The organism is Sphingobacterium lactis, assembly GCF_011046555.1.
In the GTDB taxonomy this organism is placed as follows: Bacteria; Bacteroidota; Bacteroidia; order Sphingobacteriales; family Sphingobacteriaceae; genus Sphingobacterium; species Sphingobacterium lactis.
Genome location: NZ_CP049246.1, coordinates 3762343 through 3776450, shown reverse-complemented (window position 1 = coordinate 3776450; position 14108 = coordinate 3762343). Strand labels below are relative to the sequence as shown.

13 protein-coding genes are annotated in these 14108 nt (G+C 46.6%); 2 read left to right on the top strand and 11 right to left on the bottom strand.

What is annotated here, in order from left to right; genetic code table 11:
* Positions 1–96: 96 nt before the first annotated feature.
* The 8 genes from G6N79_RS16465 to G6N79_RS16430 all read right to left on the bottom strand — a co-directional run bounded on the left by G6N79_RS16465 (position 97) and on the right by G6N79_RS16430 (position 8821).
* The gene (locus G6N79_RS16465) at positions 97–3267 is read right to left on the bottom strand and encodes an efflux RND transporter permease subunit (protein WP_103905702.1); all 3171 of its coding nucleotides are present in this window, start codon (positions 3265–3267) and stop codon (positions 97–99) included.
* Between the two features lie 27 nt (positions 3268–3294).
* Positions 3295–4428, bottom strand: coding sequence for an efflux RND transporter periplasmic adaptor subunit (locus G6N79_RS16460; protein ID WP_103905701.1), 1134 nt, complete (start codon positions 4426–4428; stop codon positions 3295–3297).
* 37 nt (positions 4429–4465) lie between these two features.
* Positions 4466–5797: a TolC family protein gene (locus G6N79_RS16455; RefSeq protein ID WP_103905700.1), complete on the bottom strand. Its 1332-nt coding sequence runs from the start codon at positions 5795–5797 to the stop codon at positions 4466–4468.
* Positions 5798–5802: 5 nt separating this feature from the next.
* Positions 5803–6381: a TetR/AcrR family transcriptional regulator gene (locus tag G6N79_RS16450; protein ID WP_103905699.1), complete on the bottom strand. Its 579-nt coding sequence runs from the start codon at positions 6379–6381 to the stop codon at positions 5803–5805.
* A 372-nt stretch (positions 6382–6753) separates the two neighbouring features.
* Positions 6754–7179, bottom strand: coding sequence for a c-type cytochrome (locus G6N79_RS16445; protein WP_103905698.1), 426 nt, complete (start codon positions 7177–7179; stop codon positions 6754–6756).
* A complete protein-coding gene (locus G6N79_RS16440) occupies positions 7179–7823 on the bottom strand; it encodes an SCO family protein (RefSeq protein WP_103905916.1) in 645 nt (214 codons plus the stop codon). Before G6N79_RS16440 ends, G6N79_RS16445 begins: the two co-directional genes overlap by 1 nt.
* Positions 7824–7828: 5 nt before the next feature.
* Entirely contained in the window at positions 7829–8260 is a 432-nt protein-coding gene (locus tag G6N79_RS16435; protein WP_146060591.1) for a transposase, read from the bottom strand.
* Positions 8261–8272: 12 nt separating this feature from the next.
* Positions 8273–8821, bottom strand: coding sequence for a hotdog family protein (locus G6N79_RS16430; RefSeq protein WP_234993170.1), 549 nt, complete (start codon positions 8819–8821; stop codon positions 8273–8275).
* Between the two features lie 66 nt (positions 8822–8887).
* Here G6N79_RS16430 and G6N79_RS16425 point away from each other — a divergent pair, with 66 nt between their 5' ends.
* Positions 8888–10114 carry an MFS transporter gene (locus tag G6N79_RS16425; protein ID WP_103905695.1) on the top strand — a complete coding sequence of 409 codons (1227 nt, stop codon included), beginning with the start codon at positions 8888–8890 and terminating at the stop codon, positions 10112–10114.
* Positions 10115–10342: 228 nt separating this feature from the next.
* Here the strand turns inward: G6N79_RS16425 and G6N79_RS16420 are convergent, their stop codons facing one another.
* Genes G6N79_RS16420 through G6N79_RS16410 form a run of 3 tightly spaced genes read right to left on the bottom strand, consistent with a single transcriptional unit; the run spans position 10343 to position 12674 of the window.
* On the bottom strand, positions 10343–10972 hold the full coding sequence (locus tag G6N79_RS16420; RefSeq protein ID WP_103905694.1) for a uridine kinase family protein: 630 nt from the start codon (positions 10970–10972) through the stop codon (positions 10343–10345).
* Positions 10973–10985: 13 nt separating this feature from the next.
* Positions 10986–11915, bottom strand: a complete 930-nt coding sequence (locus G6N79_RS16415) for a DPBB and LysM peptidoglycan-binding domain-containing protein (protein WP_103905693.1) — start codon at positions 11913–11915, stop codon at positions 10986–10988.
* A gap of 9 nt (positions 11916–11924) precedes the next feature.
* Positions 11925–12674 (bottom strand): hypothetical protein, encoded by a 750-nt coding sequence (locus G6N79_RS16410; protein WP_103905692.1) that lies wholly within the window; start codon positions 12672–12674, stop codon positions 11925–11927.
* Positions 12675–12711: 37 nt separating this feature from the next.
* Between G6N79_RS16410 and G6N79_RS16405 the strand changes: the two genes are divergently transcribed.
* Complete coding sequence (locus tag G6N79_RS16405) at positions 12712–14064, top strand: NfeD family protein (protein ID WP_103905691.1); 1353 nt, start codon at positions 12712–12714, stop codon at positions 14062–14064.
* Positions 14065–14108: the final 44 nt, after the last annotated feature.

The following is a 14108-nucleotide window of genomic DNA, read 5'->3' as shown; positions in this document are numbered from 1 at the left end:
AAAAAACTGAATAGGACCAATAAACATAAAAAGGGCTGGTAAGGAAAATCCTTACCAGCCCTTATTCGTCAGGTTATAGTTGCATTACCGCATTGTTTAATGCGCACTTAAACTTTTCTTTTTCTCTTCATCGAAGTTGGCTTCCAATTCTGCCAGTTTCTTCTTTCCGTAGGCAACGCGGGTAATCACCACGTAAAGCACCGGAACGATAAAGATGGCTAGGAACGTTGCTGCAGTCATCCCGCCGAATACCGTCCAACCGATGGTCTGTCTGGAAACGGCACCCGCCCCTGTGGACAGCATCAAAGGAATAATACCCAAGATAAAGGCCAGGGAAGTCATGATGATCGGACGCAAACGTAGTTTCACCGCATCGATGGTTGCCTCAATCAGGTTCATGCCGATATCGACACGCTCCTTGGCAAATTCCACGATCAGGATCGCATTCTTCGCCGCCAGACCGATAATGGTCACCAAACCAATCTGCGCAAAGATGTTGTTATCCAGGTTCGGCAACAGCGTCAGGGCAAGGATCGCTCCGAATACCCCTAATGGTACCGATAGGAGGATGGAGAATGGAACCGACCAGCTTTCATAAAGCGAAGCCAAGAGCAGGAATACGAACAGGATACAGAGCGCAAAGATCTGGATGGTCTTACTTCCGGATTGTTTCTCCTGAAGGGATAGACCGGAGAACTCATACGAATACCCATCCGACAGCGTCTGTGCTGCCACTTCTTCAAGCGCCGCAATGGCATCACCCGAGGAATATCCAGGTGCCGCCTCTCCGGAAACCTGGATCGAACGGAAGATGTTGAAGTGGTTGATGATGGAAGGATTCGTGGTCAACTCGTACCGAACCAAATTGGAAATCGGAACAGGTTGCCCCTGTACATTCTTCACGTATAATTTATTGATGTCCTCGATATGCATCCGGTAACTGGTGTCCGCCTGGGTTACCACACGGAAGTTACGGCCATATTTTGTAAAGTCATTCACATAGCTACTACCCATATACGAGGATATCGTACTGTAGATATTGGAAACTGGAACCCCCATGCGTTTCGCCATCTCACGGTCTACCTGTAGTTTGTAGTTTGGCGAGTTACTGTTGAAGAGGGTATAGGCCATGCCGATTTCAGGACGCTGATTCGCTGCGGCAAGGAAACGGCCCAACATGGCTTCGAAGTCCTTGATGTCCACAGTCTGACGGTCCTGGATCTCCATGGTAAAACCACCGGAGGTACCCAGACCCGGAATTGGCGGCGGTGTTGCCGCAATAACGGAAGCCTTGGAATAGCCCCTGTATTTCCCCATGATGGCACCCGTTATCTCTGCAACGGTTTTGCTCCGTTCCTCCCACGGTTTCAACGACACGAATAGGGATGCACCGTTCGGTTTCGCCGCACGGTTCAAAAGGTTCATACCGTTGATGGACGTCACGTAGGCAATCTCCGGAAAGTCCTTGCGCAGGTCATTCGTCAATTCGGTCAAGACCTCTTCCGTACGGGCACTGGAGGCACCCTCCGGCAAACTCACACCCATGAAGAAGATACCCGCATCCTCATTCGGGATAAATCCGGTCTTTTTGGTCGTGAACATAAAGCCTGTTCCCACGAAAATACACAGCAATATAATCAAGACCAAGGTTGAAGCTTTGATCGCTTTTCTTACCCCTTTGGAATATCTATAGGTTACTTTTTCGAACCATACGTTGAATTTGTAGAAGAATTTATTCAAACCCTTGGAGTCCTTGGTTGTTGCCGAAGGCTTCAACATGATGGAACAGAGGGCTGGTGTCAGCGTCAGGGCGATGAATGCGGAAAGCATTACGGATACAGCAATGGTGATCGCGAACTGTTGATACAGTTTACCCACCATCCCCGGGATAAAACCTACTGGTACGAATACAGCCGCCAAGATGAGGGCAATGGCGATTACCGGAGCGGTAATATCCTTCATGGCCCGCATGGTCGCTTCCTTGGCATCCATCTTATAATGGTCAATGTAATGTTGGACGGCCTCCACCACAACGATGGCGTCATCCACCACAATACCGATCGCCAGAACGAATGCTAGCATCGTCAAGTTGTTCACCGAGAATCCGAAAAGGATAAAGAAGATAAACGTACCGATAATGGAAACCGGAATAGCCAATAGCGGGATCAAGGTCGCTCTCCAACTTTGCAGGAAGAAGAATACCACCAAGGTTACCAAAACCAAGGCTTCCACCAAGGTGTGGATTACCGAGCTGATGGATGCATTCACCACGGAAACGGTTTCATAACCTACGACATAATCCACACCAGCTGGAAATGATTTTTTCAAGTCTTCCAGAGCGGCATAGATTCCATCTGCGGTTTCCACGGCATTACCTCCCGGTGTTTGGGAGATCATCATACCAGAAGCTACCTGTCCGTTAACCTTGTTGGTGATACCGTAGTTGAACTGGCCCAATTCTACACGGGCAATGTCCTTAAGAAGAACGATGGAACCATCGGTATTGGTCTTTACGACAATATTTTCGAATTGATCCACCTCTTCCAGGTCGGAGTCCATGACAATCGGGTATTCGAATACCTGTGCATTTTCCTGCGGTCTGGCACCCACGGAACCACCCGGCATCCGGGAGTTCTGTTCCGTAATGGCGGCATTGACATCGGCAGGAGACATGTTGATGTTCGCGAGTTTATTCGCATCCAACCACACACGCATGGCGAATGGCTGTCCGAATGCCTGCACATCACCGACGCCCTTCACACGCAATAACGCGTCTTTCAGGTACAGGTTGATGTAGTTGGCCAAATAATTCTGGTCGCGGCTACCGTCTGGGGATACCAAGGATACCATCATCAAGATATCCGTGTTCACCTTACGGGTGGTTACACCCAGCCGGCGTACCGCCTCCGGAAGAACGGGTTCGGCAATACTCACCCTGTTCTGCACGTCGAGCGTCGCGATATCGATATCCGTACCTACTTCAAAGGTCACCGTAATCCGGGATCCCCCGTCGGAGGTACTGTTTGAACTCATATAGATCATCCCCGGCGTACCGTTGATCTGGCTCTCGATCGGGGTTGTTACGGTCTTCTCGACCGTTTGGGCGTCAGCACCGGTATAGGTTGCGGAAACCGATACCGTCGGTGGCGCAATATTGGGATATTGACTGATTGGTAAGGTTGTCACGGCAATTATCCCTACGATCGTAATCAATATGGATATTACCATTGCCGTTACCGGTCTCTTTATAAATACTTCTGAAATCATGCGTTAAAATATTTTGAGGAATAGCACTTATTGTTTCTGTTGATTCATGGTGGCTTTATCCACTACCTTTGCGCCTGGTTTAATGGCTGTCACACCATCGACAACAATCTTATCCCCAGGATTTAGGCCGGTCGAGATAACCACTCTGTCACCCAGCTTTTGGCCCAATGTAACAGGTTTTAACTCCGCAGTGCTGCTGTCCGTAACGGTGTATACCGAGAATGTACCCAACTGCTCGAAAATAGCACGGTAAGGGATCACCAAGGCTTCTTCTTTGGATGTGCTCACCACATTCAGGGTCAGGTTCATCCCTGCACGTAGGGTGTTGTTCGGGTTATCGAATGTTGCGCGGACCTTCAATGTTCCTGTTTGTGGATCTACCGCACGGTCAATCGTGGATATACGACCCTGAGTAGCATAGGTGCTGGCATCTGGAAGGGTCAGGTTGATCTCCGTGGATGATTTGCCCGTCTGCAGGTTGCTGAATTCCAGGATTTCCTTTTCGTTGATCTGGAATTCCACGGCAATCGGGTTGGTGGAACTGATGGTGTTCAATAGGGTTGTACCTGCGGATACCAATGCTCCGGTACGCACCTGCGAAATGCCGACATTACCGGAGAACGGTGCTGTAATCACCGAACGGTTCAGGTTGAGGCGAGCCGTGGTCAGTGCCGCCTCTGCAGCTTGGACCTGTGCCTTTTGGTTGTTAACATCCGTGTAGGCATAGTCCAATGTCTGTTTTGCGATCGCATCCTTATCCGCTAGGGTCTGATAGCGCTGCAAGTCTTTCTCTACGCGCGCCAGGTTGGCCTTAGCGATTTCCACGTTAGCACGTGCCTGATCCACTGCTGCAGCATAGCGAACGCGGTCGATCTCGTATAGTTTCTGGCCCTTGCTCACAAAGGCTCCATCCGTAACATAGATCTTATTGATATAACCAGAAACCTCAGCTCTGATTTCAGTTTCTTGTAGGGGAACAACATTTGCCGGGTAGGCGCGCTGTCCGGAAACAACCTCTTGGGTTACGGACGCCATGGTTACAGGCATTGCTTGGGCCTGCATATTTGCCGCACCCTGTTGTTTAGCATCCTTATTGCCACATGCCGTAAGGAATAATCCTGAACCTAATAGTATGGTTGAAAATAAACGATTCGTATTCATGTTTTCGTGTTTCTTGATGTGTATGTTGAGGTTGTTGTTAATCTCTAGTATTTACCGTTCCCAATGCTTTTTGGATATCCAGTTTGCTGGCCAGAACCGCATATAACGAATTCAGGTAATTCAATTGACTGGTTTTGAGATCCGTTTCTGCGGTCATTAATTCCAAATAGGTTTTTACGCCTGCATCATATTGCAGCTTGATGGTGTTGTACACCTCTTCGGAAAGCTCTACGTTCTCCTTTGCATTCCGCCATTCGTTGATGTTGGAGCGGTAGTTGGCCATGGCTGCGGAGTATTCTGCTCCGATCTGGTTCTCCAGGTTTACGATGTCCAGGTCGATACGTGACTCCTGCAGTTCCGACTTGCGGATTTCCTGGATACGCTTGCCCCCTTGAAAGATAGGGAAGGAGAGGCTCAGCCCAACGCTGGATTGTGGGAAGTTGTTCCCGAACATATCCCCGAAGTTATTGTTGCGGTAATTCAGTCCGTAATTGGCGAAAGCGCCCAAGCGTGGTAAAAATTGCCATCTTTGGTACTGGGTATTCAATTCCTGAATATCTTTCAGCGTCTGCAATTGTTGGAACTCCACGCGATTCGCCATATTCACCACTTCTGTCGTGTCCATCAATACATTGGATTCCATGTCTTGGTTAGCAAAAGAAAGGCTGATAGCAGCCGACGGGTTCATACCCAAAAGGGTTTTTAGAAAATCATATTTATATTTTCTGAACTCCATTGCGGTCTTCAGTTCCGCGTTGGCATTGTTCAGGGAGATCTGTGCCCGTTTGTAGTCGGTCTTATCCACGAGGCCTGTTTCATAGCGCGCGTTGGCTTCTGTATACTGCCTGTTCAGGCGAGCGATATTCTCTTGGATAATATTGATCTGTTCTTCACTGGTCAGGATATCGTAATATGCTTTGGACACATCCACAACGGTATTGATGCGGCTGCTTTCCAAATTGAGGTCATTTTGCTGACGGATATATTTTGCTGCGCGTGATGCTTGGAACAAGCCTGGGTTAATGATGGCTTGATCGGCCTGAAAGGTAAGTGCTGCGGTATTTCTCTGCCCCATGGCGATGTTCTGTCCGTTGACATTGGCTGTCGGCAACTGCATAAAATGTGTCATGCTTCCATTGGCATTGATCTGCGGAAACCATCCGGATAGTGCAGAAGCGATCTCGCGCTCACCGATTTCCCGGTCCAGCTGCGCCTGCTTTACTTCGATCTGATTGGAAAGTGCATAATTGATGAGATCATCCAATGTCGCTTCACTGCTAAGACCACTCCCGGTCTGGGAAAAAGCTGATCCTACAGTGAGTGCTGTAAGGGATACGCTAAGTACTAATTCCTTAAATCTAAAATTCATATATGTTATAATTTAACCCCGTTCCAAATAATGTCAACCATGGTGTTCAACTCATCTTCCTGTGGTTTTGTCTTTTCGTACAAACAGCCTCGTACTAAGGAGATTGCGACGCCTAAATAGGCGGAAATCAATAATCGAACATTTAAGTCTTTCAATTGTTTGTCCTTGATGCCTTCCTGAAGAAAACTCACAAGCACATTACGCTCCGTTTTCTGTTTGAACACATTGGTTCGGATTCCCTCGTAAAATGGCGAACCATAGAATTGCTCCAAGAAACTGAAGTGATCGGTGTTCTTCGTATAATACTGGATTAAATTCTTCCAGATCATTTTGAACTGCGCTTCATAAGGCAAGGTATTATCAACTGTAGAAAAAACCTCTTTATTGAGTATTTCTTTACAATACCAGTATAATTCGATAATTAAATCCTCTTTCGAGGGAAAATAGTGGTAGATGGAGCCGACGGCTACATCAGCATCCTTGGCAATCTTACTCATCGGTGAACCATGAAACCCATGGATGTTAATGAGCTTCAGTGTACTGTGGAAGATTTGTACCTTTTTATCTGTCAATTGAATGTTCATTCGGTAGCAAAGGTAGGGATTATTTTTAACTCATTTTGTCACTTAATCGTTATATAAGGGGCGTTTTTAAAGTCAATGTTAACAAATTGTTAAATCTTAGGTTTACTCTTGACGGGTGTATGTTTTACACTTACCTTTGTAGTATCATAATTTAGGTTTATAATTGGTTATTAAAGGTTTTCATTCTCCCCGTTTGAAAACCTTTATCTTTTTACAGAAAGACCATAACTCCTTCATTCATAGCACTTCAATTTCATCATGATTGCGTACAGGATCAATGATTGATCAGGTCGAATTTCAGCATGCATAAAAAAAGACGCCATGCGCTGAGTTTTCTTGTGCATGACGTCTTTTATTTAGAATATATTTTTTCTATTTACAATTTCTCAGGAACTCTTCGATTTCCTCTTTTGTGAAATGTGTTTTGCTGTCACCGAAATAAGTGGTGACATAGGTCAGTACGTAGGCGATATCCAGCGATGGAAGGGAAGGTACGCCCGGCATCTGTTGGTCAAAGGTTTTACCGTTCACCTGGATCGGTCCAGACATTCCATGCTTGACGATACAGGCCAACTGTTCTCTATTTTCTTGCAGGTATTGCTTATCCGTCAAAGGCGGGTATAGGGCACCAAGACCTTCGCCATTTGCACCGTGGCAATTCTGGCAATGCTTCACATACACCTTCTGCCCATTGGTGGCATACTGCATGGTTTCCACGCTGAGATCACCGGTACAGGAAAACAGACCGTAAAGCAGGCCGATGGCCAGGAGTGCCGCAAGGAAAATCCTAATTTTCATTATTTATATTCCGCTAATATCACATCCAGGTCTTCCAATAGCTTGCTGACCTGTTCATCATCCGTTCCATCGTAAGCACCACGGATCCTGCGGTCAGGGTCAATGATAACCAAATATCCTTGGTGATCATAGCCTCCTGGAGCATTCGGATCTTCCTTGGTAAATACCATATATTTATCGGATATCCCATAGATTGCTGCCTTGGAACCCGTCACGAACTGCCATTGGTCATTCGTAACGCCAAGTTTCGTGGCGTAATCCTTCAGGATGGATGGGCTGTCATATTTGAAGTCAATACTGTGCGAAAGGAAAGCAATCTTCTCGTTTCCTTTGTACTTTTCATAAGCCTTCAGGAGATTTCTCTGCATGGTCGGGCAGATGCTCGGACAATGCGTAAAGAAAAAGTTGGCGACATAGATTTTACCCTTAAAGAAATCCTGGGTCAATTGCACACTGTCCTGGTTCAGGAAACTGAAGTCAGGGATAGTGTGGTAAATGGTATCCACCACTTGCTTTCCGTCGACTTCCTTTTCAACGGGCGTGCGCTCGCCATAGATGGGGAGCTTGCGGTCCGAGGAACTGCAGGAAAAGAAAAGGGATGCTGCCATACATGCGGATAGGCCCATTAGGAGTATCTTTTTCATGGACATTATTTTTTATAGTTTTCCAAATGGGAATTCTTGATCTGCTCATGAACGCGTTCAAACTGTGCTTTCATGGCTGTTACGTGCTCTACTTGCTTTTTCTGGTAATCTTCGTTTTCATTTTCAGGCTCGAAGTTCATCATCCAGTCGTTCATGTTGTTGGTCGCAGCCGTCACGCTATCGCGTAAAGCGCTGAGCTCAACTCTAGTTTTTGCGGTATCCAACGCCGGATTTGCGGCTTTATAGCCGGCAAGGTCGTTCAGGATTGTATCCAATTTCAATTCTATTTTGTCCAGATGAGGCATCTGCGGCATGATTTCATCATGGATAGCGATGGCCTGTTCAGCCAGCTTTTGGTCATTGTTGTGTACCTGTGGGTTTTGGCAGGAGGCAAACGCCAAGCTGCATACAGATCCGAAAAGGATTAATTTTCTCATGATACTATGTTTTTATTCATTATTCGCCTTCACCGCTGCCGGTGTTGGGTCGGGATTTAATTGTGCAAAGTCAAAGTCCAGGTCGCGAATGTACACCTCGTTATGTGCCACTGCACACAGCGTCCCATGTTTATCGAACACTTGCGTTTGGAAAGTTCGCACGACTTTGCCTTCTTTTTTTATGGTCTTCAGGGTTTCCTCCAAGATCTGGTTGTTCAGGCGGATGCTGACCTCCAAGTCGTACTTACCGGGCTTGATGTAGTCGATATGGGCGGTCTTCAGCCAGGCAACAGTGCGCGAAATGCCCTGATGCTTGAAGTATTGATCCAATAGGATCGGGTAGAAGGGATCGATTGCCGAAAAAATGGTACCTCCAAAGATGGTTTTGTTGGAATTGATGTTCATCAAGCTCTTGTTGATCTTGACATCGGCACCCAGGAAACCATCCATAATCCGACGCACCCAGATGCGTTGGAAAAATAAGGGTGGGTATAGCCGTAAGCCCCATTTTAAAGTATTTGGCGATACTTTCATGGCCGTAAAAGTACGGTTAATTTCCAAGAAAATCTATTTAATCACTTGTAATAAAAGAGAAACTACACTATATTCAGGGGATATTACTAACCGATGACTTCAGATAAACCAAACAAGAACCTCTGGGTCCTGATCTTCGTTGCCGCACTCGGCTATTTCGTGGATATCTATGACCTCATTATCTTCTCCATCGTCCGGATCCAATCTTTCACCGATATCGGTGTTCCCGAAGCACTCATGCGCAGCGAAGGGGAATATGTGTTGAATATGCAGATGGGTGGACTGCTCCTCGGCGGTATCATCTGGGGAATACTGGCGGATAAATACGGCCGGTTGCGGGTGCTGTTCGGTTCGATATTGCTCTATTCCCTGGCGAATATCGCCAATGGCTTTGTACAGGACGTGTCGAGTTACGGTATCATCCGGTTTATTGCAGGCATCGGTCTGGCGGGGGAGCTTGGTGCAGGTATCACACTGGTGAGCGAATCGATGCACCGCAAGAAGCGAGGCTACGGGACCATGATCGTCGCCGGAGTTGGGGTGTTGGGCGCTATTCTTGCCTATTTCATTTCGGAGTGGTTTTCCTGGCGAACTGCCTATTTCGTTGGTGGTGGTATGGGCATCCTGCTGCTCTTTATGCGGGTGGGGGTGTTGGAATCGGGGATGTTCCAGAGCTTGGATACCAAGCGCGTTCAGAAAGGGAATATCATGATGCTCTTCAACAACCGAGAACGGTTCAAGCGATACCTCTATTGCCTCTGCATCGGTCTTCCCATTTGGTTTGTGGTAGGCGTACTGGTGACGCAGGCTCCGGAAATCGGAAAAGCGTTGCATGCCGAAACGGTGCTCAGCGCCGGAAAGGGGGTGATGTTCACTTATCTGGGTATCTCATTGGGAGACTTCTTGGCAGGATGGATGGCACAGATTTTTAGATCCCGCAAAAAAGTTGTTTTGGTCTACCAATTGCTGATCCTGCTGTTTTCCTGCATCTACCTCACCCGTCAGGGCATAACGGAAGTTGAATTCCTTTGGCTGGCATTTTTAATGGGGCTAGGGGTGGGCTATTGGGCAACTTTCATTACGATTGCTGCCGAGCAATTCGGGACAAATATCCGTGGGACAGTAACCACGACGGCGCCAAATTTTGTTCGGGGGGCACTGATTCCCTCCACTTTGCTCTATGGGGTATTGGTGAATGAAATGGGGATATTGTGGGCGGCATTGGTTATGGTCGTATTGCTGACCTTGATTGCAGTATTTGCACTGACCCAACTAAAGGAAAGTTTTGATAAGGATCTTGATTTTATTGAGGAAGATTAAACAGAATCCCTGTATAATGAGGAATCCTTAGTCCAATCTTCCTGGACACTTCTTGCAGCGTTTTCCCTTTTTATACTTTTTGCAGCATTTTTTGAAGGTCTGGTCGCCATCCGTACGAAAAGCAGAGGTAACCTTTTGGTCATCAAAAGGATTATTCTCTAGCACGTTTAACCTGATCATCGAATCGAACATGCTGCAAAGATAACTATTTAGATTAATTAAAAATAATTAACCGATTCTTTTTCTGAGATCGACCGCGATGGTGTTGGTGAAATCCTGAATGACCTGTGGATCATCCACATTGTTCCTGATCACCAAATTGCACTGCTCACGGTAGGGAAGAAGGTATTCATTGTAGGACGGGACAACATGGTTGGTCCATTTGTACATCACATCATCGTGGTCGTAGCCACGTTCGATCAGGTCGCGACGAAGGCGCCGCTCCAAGGCAATCGGCTCATCCGCATCCAAGAAAATCCGGTAATCCAACAATTGATTCACCTCTTCGTAGTGGAAGATAAAGAGACCTTCGACAACCAAGATCGGTGCAGGATTGATCTGCAACATTTTTGGGGTAATATTCGGGTTGTTGAAGGTATATTCCTCCTTAAAAACAGTCTTTCCGTCGAAAAGATCCTTAATATGCGCATAGAACAGCTCCCGGTTGATCGCCGTAGGCAGGTCAAAATTGTACAATCTGTTCTCTTCCCTCGTTTTCGTATTGGCGGGGATATAATAATCATCCTGAGAAATGAGGGTAACCTCATCTTCCGAGAAATGGTTTAAAAAGCTTTTTAAGAAGAAAGTCTTACCTGAACCACTGCTGCCAGCAATTCCAATTACATACGGTTTGTCCATGTATACAGATGCACTAATTTGTTGGGGCGCCGTAGGTAATCTCAATTAAGAATCGCTTATCAAGGGCTCCAATATAGGATGCTGCTGATTTGGACAGGATTACAATAGCGTCCCTGCTATCGGCAGTATCGGAGAATTTCCCTACAACTTTCGCAAAGGTAACACTTTTTGTCAATGGGTTCGTAATTTTTAGAATTGTACCCACTGGGGCTGTCCTGTGCAGTGCCAGGTTGCTTCTGCCGTTGCTTTCCAGGTTATCCATCCAGATGCCGATCCCTTTTTCCTTTTTCTCGCGGATGCCATACCGATTGGTCTCGAACTCGATCTCCTCTTTACTGATGTTGTCCGGAACCGGGATGTTAATGGATGCAGGGGCTGTTTCCTGTTTGATGACCGTAACGGCACCATCCGGAATTTTCAGCGTTTGACCCTCACGAACGGAATCGGATGCAAGGCTATTCAATTTCTTGATGTTGTCCACTGAAGTGGCAAACCGACGGGCAATCGAATAAAGGGTCTCGTTGGGACCGACCTTATACTCCGTTAATATCTTTGCGTTTATGGTTTCGTTTGTTGGAGTGCCTAAGCTTTTTGTTTCCTTGGAAGTATCCACTGTGGCTACTGGTTTTTCGGGCTTACTGTTCGTATTGGCCGCTGCAGCTGCAGAAGGGATATGTACCGAGTCACCAACGCGTAAGTTCTTCTTGTTGTTCGCCGCCATAATGTCCTTTACAGGTACCCCATAGATCCTGCTCAGCTGGTAATAGGTGTCTTTTGCGGAAACGGTATGTAAGATGACCGTCTTCCCATTCACGACGGTTGTTTTCTGACTTGCGGTATTTGTTTGGGCTTGCACTAGGGAAACTCCTGCCAATAGAAAGGCAGCAGAAAATATGATAAAAGTCTTTTTTGTCGACTTTAAGAATAATCGTTTTTTAATCATCGCTTGCAATTATACTAAATATGATACAATTTCTTGTTTGTTAAAGGACATAAAAAAGATCTGGTTACCGATTTGGAAGTACGGTTGCGGGATCATTTTGTCCATCTGCTGTAATATGACCTGTCTATCCAATAACTGGTTTAAATCGCTTGTCGATAAAATCAGGTCAAACTGGCCATTGTGTTCTTGGTGATAGCACCAGAGGTAGTTTTCTCCACATTTGCTGAGCCATAGCGGGCCGGTCAATCCTTCGTCCTGAAGAAATTTAGGCTGCTTTGGGTAGGGGATAGGGTACTGAAGCTTATTTGGTGCATAGTCGAATTGCTGATCCGATGCGGGGGCATAGGTTCCGGTGACCAGGTTCACGACAATGCTTTCCCCGGAAGAAATGCTGCGGTGCCGAGCATGCACAAAGCCGTGGTAGACATCCAGGAGGACGAATTCATAGCTGTTGAAGACAACTTCGTTATCGCGTATGCGGATAATCTGTATGCCTTCCTGGATCGGGGTATGCTCACCGATGCGTTTCAGGACCAGGTGTCCATCCTGTACACTGTCCAAGGTCCATTCCTTGCCATCCGCTTTGCAGGGGGACATCAGGCAACTCCCCGCGAAGTCAAACGCCAGAAAGGAAGCAACCGTACTTTCCTGATCGCGTGTCTCCACAGCGATGAGCGATTGTAGCGTGTCGATTTCTATTTTCCAGATATTCGTTGGGAACGCTTTTTCGAAAACTTTTTTAATTGTATATTTAGTCATCCGATATCCTGCATTTTAAGCGGAAAAATATATGCTTATGAACAAATTTACGAAATACATTTTAGGTATTGTCGCCTTCATCCTGCTAACGTGCCAGCATGTGTCTGCCCAAAGGGTGTACACAGTTGACCTGAAGGAGGACATTGGCCCGAATGCTTGGCGCACCATGAAAAATGCCATCAAGCAAGCCAAAGCGAATAATGCGGAATACTTACTGATCGATCTTAATACGTACGGAGGGGCTCTAAATTTCGCAGATTCTATTCGTTCTAGCCTATTAAACGACAATCCCTTTAAATCTATTGTCTTTGTAAATAATAATGCCGCCTCTGCGGGTGCATTGATTTCATTAGCAGCGGATTACATTTACATGCACACCGGCGCCAGTTTGGGCGCTGCTTCCGTTGTGAACCAACAAGGGGAGGTGCTGCCCGAGAAATATCAATCCTATATGCGTGGGTTGATGCGCGCAACGGCAGAAGCACGCGGACGAGATCCCAAAATGGCAGAAGCCTTTGTGGATCCTTCGATATCTATCCCTTCCTTAAAGGAGGATGGTAAACTCCTGACGTTAACTGCCACAGAAGCTGTCAATGCAGGTTTGGCAAAGAAGTCAATTAAGTCGGAAGTGGACATCTACTCCGATCTCAATATCACCAAACCGGAGGTTACTGAACACCAACTGACCTGGGTGGATCATTTTATTGCGCTGTTGGTAAACCCATTGGTGAGTGGCCTATTGATCATGGGTATCATTGGCGGTATCTATTTTGAACTGCAAACACCAGGTATCGGTTTTGCCCTAGTGGTCGCGCTGGTCTGTGCTGCCCTATTCTTTGCGCCATTATACCTGCAGGGATTGGCGGAGAATTGGGAAATTGCCATCTTTGTGCTCGGCGTTATATTGGTCGCCCTCGAAATTTTTGTGATCCCCGGATTCGGCGTGGCCGGAATCGGAGGCATTATCCTTATCCTGTGCGGATTGGCATTTTCCATGGTCGCAAACGACTATTTTGATTTTAAACTTACACAACCTGGATTATTAATGAATTCATTTATCATCGTGATCGGGGCAATGGTGCTGACCATTATCCTCGCCGTTATCTTTGGGCGGAACATCCTCGAATCTTCAGCATTCAAGCGATTGGTGCTGCAGGATGAGCAACAGGCAAAAGAAGGGTATACCTCTTCGGTGTCCAAACCCAACCTCATCAATAAGGTGGGGATAACAAAAACTGTCCTCAGACCGGGCGGGAAAATAGAAATCGATAATGTATGGTACGATGCGGTGGCGTTGGATAGCTATATTGATGTGGGCGAAGAAGTCTACGTGGAGAAGCATGAAAACTACAATCTCTTTGTTCGTAAAATATCCGAACGCAAGGCATAGCCTACAGCTATAAAACAGCAAAGCCCTTTGGACGATAGTCAAAG